Genomic DNA, 17,953 nt, shown 5'->3' with positions numbered 1-17,953 from the left:
CTCTTATCTGGTTCTTGTTCATCAGACCGAGATTTTGCCTTAAGCTTCCTTCAGATTCCACCTCACGATGGACACCCTTGCTCTTGGCTAGTGGTTCCCACTACCAAGCCCACAGCGGACTTTCACCGCCTAGTTATCGCCCATGCCGGGCGCACAGAAAAATAATCCCCAGCATGCGCTGAGGATTCTCAAAAAAATCAATGTTTCAAAACTGGTGAAAGCTTTTTATATATCAATAAAGTGATTAACGAAAGCATAATTCCTTTTAGCACATTGAAAGGAAAAATACCATATGCTATAAGGGTTCTCACATCCACTATGTTTTTATTTGCAGCCTTACTCATACCAATGATAGCATCCATAGGCCATCCCATAACTTTTTGGTACAAAGGCAGAAAAACATAATAATTCAAAAGTGAAGCAGTAAAAGCCATCACTACTGTAGCAATTGCCATAGATATAAGGGCATTTTTTCGCGTCTTATTGAATTGATATATTATGCCTGCTGTGTATACAAATATAGAACCCACAGAAAAATTTGCAATTTCTCCAATGCCACCCGATTGAGTTATAGTAGCATGGATTATGTTTTTAATAAGCTCGACCATTACACCATATAAAGGTCCCATAGCAAAAGAAGCAACTAATGCAGGTACGTCACTAAAATCCAGCTTTAAAAAGCCAGGGAATAGAGGTACCTGAAATTCCAAGTACATCAGTATAAAAGCTGTAGCAGAAAGAAATCCCACTTTTACTATGGCTTGTGTTTTGGTTTTTTCCACAATTCATCCCTCCAATTTTATTTACTAAAAAAATCCTGAAGATAAATCTTCAGGATTTTTGTGATTTATTTCACAAAAATAGGCACAAAAAGAAAATCTTCTCCCCTCCAGACTTTCACTGTCGGCTTTGGAATTTCACCAAATCGACCGCATGCGCGGCTCGCGGGCTATACCGCCGGTCGGGAATTTCACCCTGCCCCGAAGATTTACCTTCATCTTTTCAATTTTAACTTTATTCTCTCACTTTTATCTCTCTTTGTCAATAGTTTTTGTGAAAAATTTTTAATTTATTTTCATAAGCTTATAACTGTGCCTGCTTTTCCTTCTAAAGCTTCTAATGCTTTGTCTAAAGAAGTAATTATTGCTCGTCTTCCTACTTTTGAATTTGCAAATCTCACTGCTGCTTTAACTTTAGGAAACATACTGCCTGGCGCAAAATGACCTTCTTCCATGTATTTTATTGCCTCTTCCACTGTCATTTTGTCAAGAAATTTTTGATTTGGCTTGTTGTAATTTATCGCTACCTTTTCAACGGCTGTAAGAATCAATAAAACATCTGCATCAATGTCTTCTGCCAATTTTTCAGAAGCCAAATCTTTGTCTATTACGGCAGCTACTCCTTTTAAATTGCCATTTTCCTTAATAACAGGGATTCCTCCTCCCCCAACTGTTATTACTATTACCCCATTTTTTTCAAGTAACTTTATTGTATTAAGTTCTACAATTTCTTTGGGGTCAGGGGAGGGAACAACTCTTCTGTATCCTCTTCCACTGTCTTCCACCATTTCATAACCTTTTTCTTTTATTAAAACTTCAGCTTCCTCTTTTGTATAAAAAGGTCCTATCGGCTTTGTAGGTTTTTCAAAAGCAGGGTCATTTTTATCCACTACAACCTGTGTTATAATAGTTGCTACTTCTTTTCTGATATTTCTCTCCTTCAAAACTTCCCCCAATGCCTGTTGAATCATATATCCTATCATACCCTGGCTCTCTGCCCCACACACATCAAAAGGCATTGCAGGGACAACTTTTGATGCGACTTCATTTTGTATGACTATATTCCCCACCTGAGGACCATTGCCATGAGTAATTACAACAGAATACCCTTTTTCAATTATATCCACTAAATACCCCGCTGTCCTCTTCACTACTTCCATTTGAGCCTCTGCAGTAGGAGGCGTATTCACGTCCTGCAGAGCGTTCCCTCCTAAGGCAATAACAACTTTTTCCCTCATAATGTCCTCCCCTGTAACCAATTTTAAAGCAGAGTAGCAATCATCACAGCTTTAATTGTATGTTTTCTATTTTCTGCTTGGTCCCACACTCTAGATTGTTTACCTTCTATAACATCAAAAGTAACTTCTTGTCCTTTTACTGCGGGCAGGCAATGCAAAAATATAGTATCTTCTCTTCCTGTCTTTTTCATCATTTCCTCATTCACTTGAAAAGGTCTCAAAAGAGCTTCCCTCTCTGTAGCCTTTGCTTCTTCTCCCATTGACGCCCACACATCGGTGTAAATAGCATCTGCACCTTCAAGGCCCTCTCCTGGCACACTAGTAAGTTCAAAAGTTCCTCCATTTTCAGCTGCCATTTGCCTGATTTCATCTATGAACTCCTGTGAAGGCCACAATTCTTTTGGAGAATTAATCACATAATGCATCCCCATCTTAGCGCAGCCTACCGCTAAAGTATTAGCCATGTTATTCCTTCCATCCCCTACAAATACAAGCTTTCTTCCTTTTAAATTCCCAAATTCTTCTTCTATTGTCATAAGGTCAGCCAAAACTTGAGTTGGATGATATTCGTCAGTTAAGCCATTGTACACAGGAACACCTGCATATTTTGCCAAAATTTCCACGGTTTCTTGTTTGAAGCCTCTGAACTCTATTGCATCAAACATCCTTCCTAAAACTCTGGCAGTATCCTCTATAGATTCTTTGGCTCCCAACTGAATGTCATCTGTTGATAAAAATACTGGATGTCCTCCTTCTTCACCAAAGGCAGTTTCAAAAGCGCATCTCGTTCTTGTGGACCTCTTTTCAAAAATGAGAGCAATAGTCTTACCTAAAAATCTTTGATGTACAACCCCTGCTTTTCTCTCTGCTTTTACTTGTTTAGCAATGTCTAAAATATATCTTATTTCTTGAGGGGTGTAATCTTTTAAAGTTAATAAGCTCCTGCCCTTTAAATTAAATGCCATAGTCATCCTCCTTTTAGCAATTTTACTTTATTAATTTTATATTATCTTACCCTATTAGTCAAAAGGTTTATATATCTTCTCTCTTTAAAGGCATCGACATACACCTTGGGCCACCGCGTCCCCTCACTAATTCAGAGCCTTCAATTTCAATAACTTTTATTCCATGATTTACTAAGGTGGTGTTGGTTATCTCATTTCTGTTATATGCCATTACAACTCCTGGAGCAATGGCCAAGGTATTCGTGCTGTCATTCCACTGTTCCCTTGCTCCTGTTATCTCGTCACCTCCTCCACTTTCAATTAAATTGACTTTATCAAGGCCCAATGAAGTCTCTAAAACTTTTGTAAAGTCTTCTTCTACCTTCACTCTAATTGTTCCCTTTTCTCCTCTTGTAATCCTATAAACCTTCAATTTTTCTTTTATACCAGGATATATTAAAAATTTGTCCACATCCACCATAGTAATAACTGTATCAAGATGCATAAAAGTTCGTTTTTTTGGAATTTCTAAAGCGATTATCTCTTGTAACTCTTCTCCTCTCTCTAAAAGAGTAAGAGAAATTTCTTCAATTGCCTGTGGGGAGGTTCTTTCACTTATTCCAATAGCTATTACTTTTTTGCTGAGAACTAACACGTCTCCCCCCTCAATAGGATACTCTGAACGATAATCATACCACAATAGATTCTCCTGTACTTTTAAAGTCTTAGAATGCTTAAAAACATACTTAAGCAACATGGCTTCTCTCTTTCGAGCAGTTGTCTTCATACTGCTTATCATCACACCATTGCCAATGACCGCAGCAGGGTCTCTCATAAAATAGCAGTTTGGCAAAGGATTTATAAAAAATGGGGAATCCTTATAGACATAATCCACCAAAGATTGAGGCTCCACCTCATGCACTTCTTTTTTCAAAAGTCCTGCAATAGCGTAGTCCACTATTTCCTTGGGGGTTCTTTCCTTTAAAAAATTTGTAATTGTTTTCTTAACTTCTAAAGAAGTATTCATATATGAAACCAAATCATATATAAAAAACTCTTTTATTCCAGTATCCTGTAAAACCTCTTCCAATAAATCTTCTAAATAATAAACTGTCACTCCGTTTTCTTTTAAAGCTTGCGCAAATTTGTCGTGTTCTTCCTGAATCCTTTTAAGCCAGGGAATATCATCAAAAAGAAGCTCACTTAAAAACTCAGGCATCAACCTTTCTAATTCTTTACCAGGCCTATGAAGGAGGACAGACATTAATTTTCCAATCTCAGAATAGACTCGCAAGCAATTTGTGTTTTTCTCCAACTCTGTAACCCCCTCTGTCCCTTTTACTATACTACCTATCCATCAACTTTATACACCTATAGTATAAACCAATAAAATAACTTTTGCAATTTAACTCAGTAAATTAATGTAAACGTTTTGTATAAAAATAATTTAAAAAAATCTTTTGTTTGTAAAGTTTTAAATAATTATTCAAATATCCCAAGATAAAGCCTTAAAAATTCCCCAAATAAAACATGGCATGAATAAAAATAAATCATAGAATTTCAGACTGCATAAAAAATTTTTTAAAGTTATAAAAAATTATGAGGCTATTTATTCAGACTCCTCTAAATAAATAGCCTCATGATAATTTAAACTTTATGCACTAATTTCCCATTAATAAATACATATTTCGTTCTTGTCTTTACTTCCAGCGGATCTCCATCAAAGACTACAATATCAGCATCTTTTCCTTTTTCAATGCTTCCCACCCTGTCGTCAACTCCTAAAATTTTCGCAGGGTTTATCGTGATAGCTTTTAAAGCCTCCATTTCATCCATACCATCCTTTACAGCTAAAGCAGCACATAGAGGCAAGTAATTGAGAGGTATTACAGGGTGGTCTGTCATTATCGCAACTGTAAGTCCTGCTTTTGAAAGAATACCTGCTGTCTTAAAGCTTAGATTTACAAGCTCAATCTTTGACCTTTCAGACAATGAAGGCCCCACAATAACTTTAGCATTTTCTTTCACCAATTCATCAACAATCAAATGGCCATCAGTACAATGGTCAATGGTTATATCTACATTAAATTCTTTTGCAATCCTTAAAGCGGTAAAAATATCATCTGCTCTATGAGCATGAGCTTTCAGCGGAATTTCTCTCTTTAATACTTTTACCAATGCTTCAAGGCCTAAGTCCCTTTCAGGCTTTTTGTCTTCCTCTGCATGCTCCATCTTTTCCATGTACTCCTGAGCTTTTATAAGCTCTTGCCTTAAAAGAGCCGCAACTGCCATTCTAGTTGAAGGCATTTTATGCTGCTCATGGTAAACGGATTTAGGATTTTCACCAAAAGCAACTTTTATCGCTGCTGGTTCTTTTACTATCATATCATCTATTCTTTTACCATAAGTTTTTATAATTGCAAACTGTCCTCCTATAACATTAGCACTGCCAGGACCTGTCGCAACTGTCGTAACCCCTGCTTGATAAGCCTCTTCAAAATATTTATCCATTGGATTTATTCCATCAATTGCCCTAAGTTGCGGAGTTATAGGGTCTGTCGCTTCATTTCCATCTGCTCCTTCAAATCCCATAGCATTTTCCCACATTCCAAGATGGCAATGAGCATCAATCAAACCAGGCATAACAGTTAAGCCTTGTACATCAATCACTTCTGCATCTAAAGGAGCAATTAAATCTTCTCCAACATCAACAATTTTTCCATTGTCAATGAGTACATCTCCTTTTTCATAAATTTTGCCGGCCATTGTCAGGATTTTCCCACCTTTTAATAAGTACATATAATTCCCCCCTGAATTCATTATATATTAACATTATAGCACAAAGAAACAATTTTATGAAATCATTAGCTTTACAAAACAAATCCGCTAAAATTTTCTGTCCAGCTACTCCAAATTTTACTTTTTTAAAGTTTTTTTAACTTTTCCATAATAATGTCTTTTTTATTAACTCCTATTAAAAATAATAATACTGCGATAATTGCGACAATTCCTGCCATAAAGTAATTTTTATTCCCCAAATTTGCCCCTATATAGGCAGAAAAAAATATGCCTGGAAGTCTCGCAAAAAGAGTAATGATGAAAAAATTGTAAAACTTAACCGGTGTAATTCCTGCAATGTAGGAAAGGGCATCTTTAGGCATTCCAGGTATAAAAAACAACAAAAAAAGAATAGTTTCTCCTTTAGGATTGTTTATAATATAATCAAACTTTTTAAGCTTTTCTTCTGAAACAATGCTTCTCACAAAATTATAGCCTAAAACCCTGGCAATCAGAAAACAAATTAGAGAACCTATTGTAATGCCTATTACAGAGTACAAAGTGCCTAAAAAAGCCCCGTAGAGGTATCCTCCTGCAATTTGCACTACTTCTCCTGGTATGACAAATACGATCACTTGAAGTATTTGAACTCCTATAAATACAATAATACCAAGTTTCCCAAAACTGTGTATCCACTCCCTAAATTTATCGGGACTGTTAATTAGTATAGTTAAATTCTTCCCAAAAGTCACCATAGCCACTATTAATGCAATGACAAAAATGACTATTAAAATTAAATTTAGTATGTTAGTTTTGTTAATTTTCATCCACCCACACCTCGGGCCAAAAGCACCAAAGATAAATCCAGCTTTACCTTTATTACCTCCAAACCACTTGACTTTTGGCATTTTTCTCCCCCCGTTTTATTCAAAAATTACGGTCCTATGTTTATAATCCATTATAGAGTTAATATTTTGTTATGTCAATTACCCAGAAATTTTTAAAAGCCGGTAAATACCGGCTTATGTATAGTTAATCATTATTTTCGTTATCGCTTTGGCCTTGATTATCATTATTTGTATTAATATCCTGGTTTTCTTGAGAATTTTTCTTTTGTTCTTTTTTCTCTATTTTATTCTGATTTTTTTCTCTTTCTCTATCCTCATTTTTCACTTTTTCTACTTTCTTATCATGTTTTTCTCCTAACACTTCTGAGAAAAACTTAATAGGCACAAAAGTTGCATTCTCATTCATTTTCTTATCTATTGTAACTTCTACCCCATTTACTAAAGCTTTAGAGTCTCCTAAAGTATACTGTATTGTCTTATCACCTTTTATAACTGTGAGAGTTTTTGTATCAGGGTCCCAAGCTACTTTTGCATCCAATCCCCTTGCAATAGCCTTTACGGGAATTAGGGTATTATTTTCTTTTATCACTGGTTGCAAGTCAACTTTCTTGCCATCTTCAACATTTGGAGTTTCTTCTGAGTTTTCATCAACATTTTTATCTTCTTCTACAGCTTCTTCTTTACCTTCCTGTGATTGTTCCTTTACCGGTTCCTGAGCTTGTACCTGTTCTTGAGCCTCAAGTGTCGTCTGAATCTGGGCTTCTACTTTATTTTCTGTAGTTCCTTGTGCTGCAAGTTGAGTTTCTGCCTTTACTGCTACTTCACGCATCCACTTGACACCAGATTTAGCATACCCCGTTAAAATAGAGGAAAAAGCAAAAGCACCAATCACAGCAAAAATTAATATTTTTTTCATATGCACTCTCCCTCCTTTGTTCAACTTTCACTATATATTTCGGAAGGAAATATAAATTTTTAGAGAGTAGCAGTAAAAAATTTTTTTATTTCATTGAAAGAGAAATTCTATTTCTCTCAATATCAACACTTAAAACTCTAACTTTTACAATGTCTCCCACTGAAACCACATCAAGAGGATGTTTTATGTAATTTTGAGACATCTCAGAAATGTGAACAAGCCCATCAGTGTGAACACCTATATCTACAAAGCAGCCAAAATCAGTGACATTCCTAACTGTTCCCATAAGTTCCATGCCTGGTTTTAGCTCATTTATAGTCATTACATCAGACCTTAAAATGGGCTTGGGTAAGTCTTCTCTTGGGTCTCTTCCAGGTTTTTTAAGCTCTGAAACTATGTCATAAAGTGTAGGAAGTCCTATATCGTATTCCTCTGAAATCTTCTCTAATCCGTATTCTTCTAAAGAATTAGCAAAGTCTTTTAACTTTTTTCTATCTAGTTTTTCTTTCTCATATCTAAATTTTCTCAAAAGCTTTTCTAAGGTTTCGTAACGCTCTGGGTGAACTGCTGTTGAGTCAAAGATATTGTCACCGTCCAAAATTCTCAAAAAACCCGCACATTGTGTAAAAGTAGTATCTCCTAATCTTTTTACATTTTTAAGCTGCTCCCTATTTGTAAACTTGCCTATTTGGTTTCGATATTCAACAATATTCTTGGCAATAGCAGCATTTATCCCTGAAACGTATTTTAAAAGAGATACTGATGCAGTGTTTAAATCAACACCTACGCTGTTTACACAATCTTCTACAACACCGTTTAAAGCATCTCCCAGTTTTTTCTGGTCTACATCGTGTTGATACTGTCCTACCCCGATGGACTTTGGATCAATTTTTACAAGCTCTGCCAATGGGTCTTGAAGCCTTCGCGCCAGTGAGATAGCTCCTCTTAAACTTACGTTTATATCAGGAAATTCCTCTGTACCTATTTGAGAAGCAGAATAGACTGATGCCCCTGCTTCATTCACTATCACATACTTTACCTCTCTTGAAAGTTCTTTTATAAGCTCTGCTATAAACATTTCACTCTCTCTTGAAGCAGTTCCATTTCCCAAAGCAATTAAAGTGACATTGTATTTTTCTATTAGCTCTTTTAAAACCTTTTTAGAATTTTCAAAATCATTTTGAGGAGGAGTAGGATATACTGTAGCAGTGTCCAAAAGTTTTCCCGTTTCATCTACAACAGCAATTTTACATCCTGTCCTATAGGCTGGGTCAAATCCCATGACAACATGTCCTTTTATTGGGGGTTGAAGTAAAAGGCTTTTTAGATTTTCTTTAAAAACTATTATTGCCTTTTCTTCTGCTTTTTCCGTAAGAGCATTCCTTATCTCTCTCTCTATTGAAGGCGCAATAAGCCTTTTGTAGGAATCTTCAATTGCTTTCTTGTAATACTCTGCAAATATTGAAGCTTTATTTACTTTTGATTCTATAAGCCTATTTATTATCCTTTCACTATCTATCTCAATTTTTACAGATATGTATTTTTCCCTTTCTGCCCTGTTTATCGCCAGTATTCTATGAGGCGGTATTGTCTTTACAGCTTCTTTATAGTCATAATACATCTCATAAGGAGACCTATCCTCTTTTAATGCCTGTGTCACTATAATTCCGTTATTCCATGTAAAACTCCTTATGTATTTCCTTATATCAGCGTCATCAGATATATCCTCTGCAATTATATCCATTGCTCCTTGGTATGCTTCTTCAACTGTTGGAACATTTTCATTAAGATAAGGCTTTGCGTATTCTTCTACATCCCCATCTGTTACATCATTTGAAGAAATAACCTTTGCAAGAGGTTCCAAGCCTTTTTCTTTCGCAATGGTCGCCCTTGTCCTTCTTTTTGGCCTAAAAGGCCTGTATATGTCCTCTACTTCTTGTAAAGTTGTAGCATTTTCTATTTTTGCTTTTATCTCCTCTGTCAGTTTTCCCTGTTCATCAATTAACCTTATAGTATCCTGTTTCTTCTCTTCAAGGTTTCTCAAATATGTAAGTCGGTCATAAAAATTTCTTAAAACCTCATCTGACAAGCTTCCTGTTGCTTCTTTCCTGTACCTTGCAATAAAAGGAATTGTATTCCCTTCATCAATAAGCTTTATTGTATTTTCCACTTGAAAGTCTTTTAATCCAAATTCTTTCTTTAATATATCTTTTATCCTATTCATGACTTACTCCTTTCTCTTAGGAAATACATAGATTAAATTTAAAGGGATACCTTTTTAAGATATCCCTTGTGATTTTTGCTTTAGATAAGCGTTTATAAATCCATCTATTTCCCCATCCATCACTGCCTGAACATTCCCCACTTCATAATTTGTCCTGTGGTCTTTAACAAGGGTATAAGGCTGGAAGACATAAGACCTTATTTGGTTGCCCCATGCTGCCTCTCTATGCTCTCCTTTTAAGTCTTCGATTTTTTCTTTCTTCTCTTTCATCATGAGGTCCAAAAGTTTAGCTTTAAGCATTTTCATGGCAGTTTCTCTGTTTTGAATCTGAGACCTTTCACTTTGACAGGAAACCACTATGCCTGTTGGAAGGTGAGTAATCCTTACAGCAGACTCCGTCTTATTTACATACTGTCCTCCCGCACCCGAAGCCCTATAAGTGTCAATTTTTAAATCCTCAGGCCTTATTTCCACTTCAATATCATTTTCTAATTCAGGAAGTACTTCCACAAGGGCAAATGAAGTATGCCTTCTACCGGCGGCATCAAAAGGAGATATCCTCACAAGGCGGTGAACACCTGCCTCTGATTTAAGATACCCATAGGCAAAAGGCCCTTTTATCATTAGAGTGACACTTTTTATTCCTGCTTCTTCTCCTTGCAAATAGTCAAGGGTTTCTACTTCAAAACCTTTGTCATTAGCCCATCTTGTATACATGCGAAGTAGCATTTCAGCCCAATCTTGAGCCTCTGTACCACCTGAGCCTGCATGAATAGAAAGTATGGCATTGTTTTTATCATATAGGCCATTTAATAGTGTTTTTATCTTTAAGTCTTCTAACTTTTTCTTTAACTCTTTGTACTCTTTGTCTACTTCGTCAGTTATTGATTCATCCCCTTCTTCTAATCCCAATTCAATAAGAGTACTCAAGTCTTCCCATTTTGACACAAGAGAATTGTACTCTTCTAAAAGTTCTTTTAAGGCTTTTTGTTTTTTAGCTAATTCCTGTGACTTTTTTATATCGCTCCAAAAAGCAGGATCAGACATCTTTTTGTCTATTTCTTCTATTTCTCTTTTGACACTTTCTATGTCAAAGAGAAACCCCCATTTCTTTTATTTCTTCAATCATGTTTGAAACTTCTGCTTTGTAATCCTGCAACAAACTGCATCTCTCCTTTTTAGTATTTTATATTGGCACCACAACATTTTTTATACTTTTTACCACTGCCACAAGGACAGGGGTCATTTCTGCCCACCTTTTTGCCCTTAACAACAGGCTGTTTCTTTTCTTCTGCATCTACATTTGTAGAAACAGGCTTTGCTACTTGTTCTCTTTGAATCATATTGTCTTTATTGATTTGAATGTGATATAAAAATTTAACAGTATCTTCTTGTATGCTTTGTATCAAATCTTCAAACATGTCAAAAGCTATTTTCTTGTATTCAATAAGAGGGTCCACCTGTCCATAAGCTCTTAAGCCTATTCCTTGCCGCAATTGGTCCATTTCGTCTATGTGGTCCATCCACTTAGTATCCACCACTCTTAAAAGAACTATTCTTTCGATTTCCCTCATTTGCTCTGGACCAATTTCCGCTTCTTTTTTCTCATATTGCCTTACAGCCTCTTCATATATTATGTCAGCCAAGACATCTTTGTCAAGTCTGTCTATATCAACATCAATAACTACGCTGTCTTTTTCAAGAAACATGTCATAAAGATGGTTTAAAAGCCCTTTTATATCCCATTCCTCAGGATACTTACTTCCTGCAGTGTATATCTCAACGTTTCTTTCTATTATGCTTTTTACCATCTCAAGAATAGACTCTTTTAAGTTTTCACCTTCAAGTACCTTTCTCCTTTGGACATATATTATCTCTCTTTGTTTGTTCATTACATCGTCATACTGCAAAACGTGTTTTCTAGTGTCAAAGTTTATACCCTCTACCTTTTTCTGGGCCTGCTCTATTTGTTTTGTCAAAATCTTATGCTCTATGGGCTGGTCATCATCAATTCCCAGACTGTCCATCATGTTCTTTACTCTTTCTGAGCCAAAAAGTCTCATAAGGTCGTCTTCTAAAGATATATAAAATCTTGATTCTCCTGGGTCACCTTGACGGCCTGCACGTCCTCTTAACTGGTTGTCTATTCTCCTTGATTCATGCCTTTCAGTACCTATAATGTAAAGTCCCCCCAGCTTTACAACCTCATCGTGTTCTTTTTCAGTCTCTTTTTTCGCCTCTTCCAGAAGCTCAAAATATCTTTCCCGGGCTTTTCTAACTTCCTCGCTTGAAACAGGGCCATATCCTGCAGCTTCGTTAATAATTTCTTTTGAGTAGCCCTCCTCAAGCATCTTTTTCTTAGCTATAAATTCAGGATTACCTCCTAAAAGGATATCAGTACCACGGCCTGCCATGTTTGTAGCAATTGTAACTGCTCCTTTTCTTCCTGCCTGTGCTATTATCTCTGCTTCTTTTTCATGGTACTTTGCATTTAATACTTGATGAGGTATCCCTCTCTTCTTTAACATGGCGCTTAATTTTTCAGATTTTTCAATAGAAATTGTACCAACTAGAACAGGCTGACCTTTCTTGTGATGCTCTACAATGTCCTCAACAACAGCTTTAAACTTGGCTTCTTCTGTTTTGTATATCACATCAGGATGGTCTATTCTTATCATCGGTTTGTTAGTAGGTATCACTACGACATCCAACCCATAAATTGCCCTAAATTCTTGCTCTTCTGTTTGAGCTGTACCTGTCATACCAGCTAATTTTTTATACATTCTAAAGTAATTCTGGAAAGTTATAGTAGCTAAAGTTTTGCTTTCTCTTTCTACCTTTACTCCTTCCTTTGCCTCGATAGCCTGATGGAGGCCTTCACTGTACCTTCTCCCAAACATAAGCCTTCCCGTAAATTCGTCCACTATGATGACTTGCCCATCTTTTACCACATAGTCTATATCTCTTTTCATTATGGCGTGAGCTTTCAATGCCTGGTTAATGTGATGAGAAATTTCCATATTTTCAATATCAGCAAGATTTTTAATTCCAAAAAATTTTTCTGCCTTAACTACACCTTTTTCAGTCAAACTTACAGCCTTTGCTTTTTCATCAACTACATAGTCTTCATCTTTTCTTAAAGTCCTCACAAATCTGTCAGCTAATTTATACATATCTGTGGATTTTTCGGCTATGCCTGATATGATAAGAGGAGTCCTCGCTTCGTCTATCAATATACTGTCTACTTCGTCCACTATAGCATAATTGAGCCCTCTTTGCACCATATCTTCTTTGTATATAACCATGTTATCTCTTAGATAGTCAAATCCGAATTCATTGTTGGTTCCATAAGTTATATCTGCGGCATAGGCCTTTTTTCTTTCTTCAGGGTCCATATCATGCAATATTACGCCCACGCTTAGACCTAAAAATTCGTATATCTTGCCCATCCAATCGCGGTCTCTTTTTGCCAAGTAATCATTGACAGTTACAATGTGAACTCCCTTGCCTTCTAAAGCATTAAGATATGCAGGTAATGTCGCGACAAGGGTTTTACCTTCACCAGTTTTCATCTCAGCGATGCGCCCTTGGTGAAGAACAATGCCGCCTATCACCTGCACTCTAAAATGTTTCATTTTAAGAGTTCTCCAAGCGGCCTCTCTTACCACCGCAAAAGCCTCGGGAAGTATATCATCAAGAGTTTCACCATTTTTCAATCTATTTTTAAATTCATCTGTTTTCGCCCTAAGCTCTGCATCCGTAAGTCTTGCCATTTGATCTTCATATGACAAAACCTTATCGGCAATTGGTTCCAATCTCTTAACTTCTCTTTCACTGTAGCTGCCAAATATTTTTTCAACTAAGCCTAACATTTTTATCACCTTCTAAGGTATTGTTAATCAACTATATATTATATCACTATGAAATCTCAATGACAATAAAAAACAGTTTTTTTAAAGAATATTTTACACTCTCTTCATACAATTTTCACAAAAAAGAACGCCTCAAAATGATGCATTCTCTGTCTTAGACAAAGTTCCTTTTTATTGGCATTTTGCATCGTTCGCTCCAGGTGACATCACAGACTAAACTAAAGCTCGACCTCTGACTCAGGCGGGGTTCCGGGCACATTCGACATCCCTGTCTCAGGTGCCCGCCTCCGCCCTCCTTGGCTTCGGCCCCGCCTTCGTCTGTCGGTCTCCTTAAGTTTCCCGGCACTCAAATAAACATGTTATATAATCACAAAGCAAAGTAATAGCAAGTTTATTTGAGTGCCGGGCTGTCAAGTCGCTTCACTTATGCAAAATGCCAATACATCATAAAGAGTTTGTCTACAGACTGAGAACATCTCAAAATGAGACGTTTCCTTTTTAAAAGGTTAATTTTTTATGTCCACAGCTTTAAACTTCAAAATAGGATTTAATGCGTAAAATAGTGCCAATGCAATTGCAGAATCTATTGTGTGGTGGATCATTGTCCCTACTCCTACAACCACAAAAGACTTGTAAAAATCAAATCCAAAAGGCATCACCACAATTGCTTCTAAAACAGCATGTATTGGAAGTGTAACAGCTAACGCCACGGGAAAAGAATATCCTCTTTGTATCATTTTAGCTCCAACATAGCCAAACACTGCGTGAACCGCTGCTCTTGCTGCTATTACAGGTCCCAATTTTATTAAAAATCCTATCGCAGATACAACACCTACAAATACTGCTGTTGCAGGACTTATAAGCATTGCCAGCATTACAGGTACATGAGATGCCAGTGTGGCTGAGAAAGGCGGAATAACTATCCCTAATACTCCTCCAAAAGCCAATGGTATAACAAGTGCCAATGCTGCTAAAAGCCCTCCAATAGTAATTTCTCTTGTCTTCACATTAAAACCCCCATTCTTTAACTTTCATAATTATAGTATACACAGATGTATATACACCTGTCAATAATAAAATAACCACTTTCTAAAAATTTTTAAAGTGGTTAAATCCTTATTCTATTAAAAAGCCTTTTTCCTCTAAAGCCTTTTGTATTCTGTCCAATACCTCTTCATTCTCCGCCTCAACAGTGTGAAGATGAACTCCATCTGTCAAAGAAGATAAAAGGGTCGCTTTCCCTTCTTTTACAAATCCCATAAATTTACTTACATCATATCTTGAAGAAAGCATTAAAAGCCCTTTTATCTCTCCATAGAAGGGATGCTCTACAATTACATCTAGCACTTTTCCGCCATTGTCAACTATTAAATTTAACTCCTCCTCTGTCCTCTCATATCCGTGTTTGACAGCAAAAACCCTTTTTACAGTGTTTTCCTTTACAATGTCTATTATATAACCTTGAGGGGTAGACAATATTTTAATCCCTTTAGCCCTTAAAATAGCTATGTCCTGCACAATAATCTGCCTTGTAACACCAAATCTTTTAGCAAGGTCAGAGCCGGATATAGGCTCTTTAGCGTTTTTTAGAATTTTAACTATTTTATTCCTTCTTTCTTGCGCTGTCATGACTCTTCACCTTTTTAAGCATCGCATTTGTAACAAGTAAAAACGTGCCTGTCGCCATTATAAAATCTCCTATGCTAAAGGCTTTTGGCAGTGGATAAGGTTTCGGCAATACTAGAACATCTGCTAAAAATTTTAACCGTGTATAATTTGTCAAAACTTGATGGGTAGCAATTTTATTTGCCTGAAGTTCTGGTATAAGATTATTAAGTCCCGCTGCCTTTAAAGCATCAATAGAGACAGGCATCCTTCCTCCGTTGGCAAATATTACAATAAAGTTTAAAAGCACTCCCACACTTATTATTCTAAAATACTTGTTATTTCTATTGTACCACAATCCTATGAAAAGCAAAAGATATACAAAAAAATGTATAGAAGACTGGTATTCCATAATGACGTGAAACTTATTAGGAAGGTTTAACATACCAAACTCTAAAACAAAAGCAGCTATAAAAAGACTTGGTTTTTTTATGTCAATATCAGCGATTCCGCTGATTTTTCCTCTTCTTAAAGTTCCATAAATTAGAGAAGCACCAAGTGAATCAAATATCATGCTTAAACTCCTCCCTGTGTTTTTCAAAAGCTTTTTTGAAAGCATTTATTATTTTAGGGCTAAACTGTGTCCCTTCATTTGCCACGATTATCTCATAAGCTCCCTCTGGAGAAAAGGCCTTTCGATAAGGCCTGTCTGAAACCAACGCATCAAAAACGTCTGCCAAAGAAAGTATTTGCGCTTCCAATGGTATTTCGTCACCTTTTATTCCGTCGGGATATCCACTTCCATCGTACCACTCGTGATGGTATTTCACCCACAGAGAAGCATCTTTTAGCGCAGGAACCTCTTTTAATATCTCATACCCCTTTTGAGGGTGTTCTTTTATTATGCTTAATTCTTCATCAGTTAACTTCCCTGGCTTATTTAAAACCTCTTCTTTTACTCCAATCTTTCCTATGTCATGTAAAAGTGATGCAATCCTCACCATTTCAGTGTGAGACTCACTAAAACCAAATTCTCTACAAAGTAAAGCCGCAATTTTTTCTACATTTTTTGAATGACCCGCTGTATATTTATCCTTTGCATCAAGAGCCTTTACAAGCACATTTATTGTGTCGTAATAAGACTGCTTTGAGTCTATGTAAAGCTTAAACATGTATCGTATCATAAAAAGAGGTATGAAGAGTAAAATAAGACTTACATAACCTATTCTTATAAAAGCTTCTGACATGACTATACCTAAAAAGGCAAGAAAGAGAAAGTTTGGAATCATCCATTTAATTTCTTTTGTTAAAACATATGTAAGTGATTTATTTGTTAAAAAAGATAATAATATTGCTACAATAGAAGTATTTAAGAAATAATACACAATAGCTGCTAATATTGCAGATAAAAGGTGTTGAGGATATATATAAGTTCCTGGAATACCTCCAGTATATTCGTATATTAAACCAGTAATACCTACACTTAAAGCTAATTCTGCCATATTGAATAATGTTTTATAGTATGGAAAATTGAATAAATGTTTTACTCTTCCATCCGGATCCTTTACAATTTGAAAAGCAATACCAATTGCAGCAATTAAAGCGCCCTCATATGGACCAAAAACAAGTACAGCCATCAAATCAACAGCGAAAGCAACAGATACACTAATTTCTTTTGATATATATATTGGCATTGATTCAGCTAAGATAGCAAAAAGCCCAAATAAAATTATATCTACAATTCTATTTGTAGGAACGTTTAACATAGAATATATAATAAAAAATAATCCCACTGTTATTATTATAGAAATATATACTTTTACTCTTTTGTTAAGCATAATAAACCTCCTATTTTCAATCTAAAAAACACCTCAAACCGCTTATGTCCATTTATAATTTGCACCTCCTGCTAATGCAAGTGCCATTAAAGCCAGCAATATTTTTATAAGTGTCGTTTTGTTCATCCTGAAACCCTCCTTTGCTGTGATAACTCTTCTGCCCTTAGGCTTCAGGTAACGCTACGCTAAGCAACTTTTAAGCGGTTTGGGTGTTAAAAAACTAACGGGACGTAATTGACATTACACGCCTGTTGACGGCGTCTAATGTGGCTTTTACCACAGCTTCCCCTTCATCTTTTTTTATAAGACAAGACCCGGTAAGGAGTTCCTCCTGGTTATTTGTCACATGAGTAACCCCTACAACTATTATCCTGTTTTTTGCTATATTAAATATATCGACATCTTCCAATAAAAATAAATGGTTTTTGGGAATCAACTTAGAAATAGAGTCCAGTGTAGCATTGGCAATTATTTTATATTTATTGCTTGCAGTATTAGGTCCTTCAGCATATCCTTCAAAAACCTCATCACCTCTTGTGAGGATAACTCTTGCTTCACTGGTAAGTCCATTATTTATAAATGAATAGCTTGAAAAAACAAGCCTCTGTTCTCCTTGGAGATTTTCTCCAGTATCAATTTGCGCTACACTGACAATCTTGTGATTTATATCAATTCCAAACTGCGCCATTATGACAGATTGCACATCTCTTGCAATCTGCTTTGCATTCCTTGTACTGTCAGCCAACACGTGAATTTCTGTTATTTCACCATTCTCTACAACTACCCTACTGGATAGTACTCCTTGAATTTTATTTATATACTCTTCCATCGAATTTACTGTATCTTTTGTTATTTCACCCATTATCTTCACACCCTATTAAAATTTGTCCACACTAAAAATATATTCTATA

At 36.1% G+C, this 17,953-nt stretch carries 15 protein-coding genes and 1 riboswitch; all 15 genes read right to left on the bottom strand.

What is annotated here, in order from left to right:
• Nucleotides 1–197: 197 nt before the first annotated feature.
• Nucleotides 198–782: an ECF transporter S component gene (locus tag TETH514_RS02435; RefSeq protein WP_003869315.1), complete on the bottom strand. Its 585-nt coding sequence runs from the start codon at nucleotides 780–782 to the stop codon at nucleotides 198–200.
• Between the two features lie 91 nt (nucleotides 783–873).
• A riboswitch (FMN riboswitch) is annotated at nucleotides 874–992 on the bottom strand.
• Between the two features lie 83 nt (nucleotides 993–1,075).
• Entirely contained in the window at nucleotides 1,076–2,017 is a 942-nt protein-coding gene (gene arcC / locus TETH514_RS02430) for a carbamate kinase (protein ID WP_009051732.1), read from the bottom strand.
• A 23-nt stretch (nucleotides 2,018–2,040) separates the two neighbouring features.
• Nucleotides 2,041–2,982: an ornithine carbamoyltransferase gene (gene argF, locus TETH514_RS02425; RefSeq protein ID WP_009051733.1), complete on the bottom strand. Its 942-nt coding sequence runs from the start codon at nucleotides 2,980–2,982 to the stop codon at nucleotides 2,041–2,043.
• A 67-nt stretch (nucleotides 2,983–3,049) separates the two neighbouring features.
• A complete protein-coding gene (arcA, locus tag TETH514_RS02420; protein ID WP_003866852.1) occupies nucleotides 3,050–4,276 on the bottom strand; it encodes an arginine deiminase in 1,227 nt (408 codons plus the stop codon).
• A gap of 332 nt (nucleotides 4,277–4,608) precedes the next feature.
• Complete coding sequence (locus TETH514_RS02415; protein WP_003866853.1) at nucleotides 4,609–5,760, bottom strand: amidohydrolase; 1,152 nt, start codon at nucleotides 5,758–5,760, stop codon at nucleotides 4,609–4,611.
• A gap of 125 nt (nucleotides 5,761–5,885) precedes the next feature.
• Nucleotides 5,886–6,566, bottom strand: coding sequence for a TVP38/TMEM64 family protein (locus TETH514_RS02410; RefSeq protein ID WP_009051734.1), 681 nt, complete (start codon nucleotides 6,564–6,566; stop codon nucleotides 5,886–5,888).
• Between the two features lie 205 nt (nucleotides 6,567–6,771).
• The gene (locus TETH514_RS02405; RefSeq protein WP_003866856.1) at nucleotides 6,772–7,503 is read right to left on the bottom strand and encodes a copper amine oxidase N-terminal domain-containing protein; all 732 of its coding nucleotides are present in this window, start codon (nucleotides 7,501–7,503) and stop codon (nucleotides 6,772–6,774) included.
• A gap of 85 nt (nucleotides 7,504–7,588) precedes the next feature.
• Entirely contained in the window at nucleotides 7,589–9,727 is a 2,139-nt protein-coding gene (locus TETH514_RS02400) for a Tex family protein (RefSeq protein ID WP_009051735.1), read from the bottom strand.
• Between the two features lie 54 nt (nucleotides 9,728–9,781).
• Nucleotides 9,782–10,889, bottom strand: a protein-coding gene (prfB, locus tag TETH514_RS02395; RefSeq protein ID WP_013337636.1) for a peptide chain release factor 2 whose coding sequence is annotated in 2 segments (ribosomal slippage) — nucleotides 9,782–10,819 and nucleotides 10,821–10,889 — 1,107 coding nt in all. Because the reading frame shifts where the segments join, the coding sequence is not laid out codon by codon here.
• 16 nt (nucleotides 10,890–10,905) lie between these two features.
• A complete protein-coding gene (secA, locus tag TETH514_RS02390) occupies nucleotides 10,906–13,599 on the bottom strand; it encodes a preprotein translocase subunit SecA (protein ID WP_009051737.1) in 2,694 nt (897 codons plus the stop codon).
• Between the two features lie 506 nt (nucleotides 13,600–14,105).
• Nucleotides 14,106–14,606: a hypothetical protein gene (locus TETH514_RS02385; RefSeq protein ID WP_003866860.1), complete on the bottom strand. Its 501-nt coding sequence runs from the start codon at nucleotides 14,604–14,606 to the stop codon at nucleotides 14,106–14,108.
• A 109-nt stretch (nucleotides 14,607–14,715) separates the two neighbouring features.
• Nucleotides 14,716–15,228 carry a transcription repressor NadR gene (locus TETH514_RS02380; protein WP_003866861.1) on the bottom strand — a complete coding sequence of 171 codons (513 nt, stop codon included), beginning with the start codon at nucleotides 15,226–15,228 and terminating at the stop codon, nucleotides 14,716–14,718.
• Nucleotides 15,203–15,778, bottom strand: coding sequence for a DUF5317 domain-containing protein (locus tag TETH514_RS02375; protein WP_003866862.1), 576 nt, complete (start codon nucleotides 15,776–15,778; stop codon nucleotides 15,203–15,205). Before TETH514_RS02375 ends, TETH514_RS02380 begins: the two co-directional genes overlap by 26 nt.
• Nucleotides 15,768–17,042: an HD-GYP domain-containing protein gene (locus TETH514_RS02370; protein WP_009051738.1), complete on the bottom strand. Its 1,275-nt coding sequence runs from the start codon at nucleotides 17,040–17,042 to the stop codon at nucleotides 15,768–15,770. Before TETH514_RS02370 ends, TETH514_RS02375 begins: the two co-directional genes overlap by 11 nt.
• Nucleotides 17,043–17,262: 220 nt before the next feature.
• Nucleotides 17,263–17,904: a hypothetical protein gene (locus TETH514_RS02365; RefSeq protein ID WP_009051739.1), complete on the bottom strand. Its 642-nt coding sequence runs from the start codon at nucleotides 17,902–17,904 to the stop codon at nucleotides 17,263–17,265.
• Nucleotides 17,905–17,953: the final 49 nt, after the last annotated feature.

The sequence above is a fragment of the Thermoanaerobacter sp. X514 genome, assembly GCF_000019065.1.
Taxonomy (GTDB): Bacteria; Bacillota; Thermoanaerobacteria; order Thermoanaerobacterales; family Thermoanaerobacteraceae; genus Thermoanaerobacter; species Thermoanaerobacter pseudethanolicus.
Note: the sequence above shows the minus strand (reverse complement) of the source record. Positions and strands in the feature narration are given on the sequence as shown.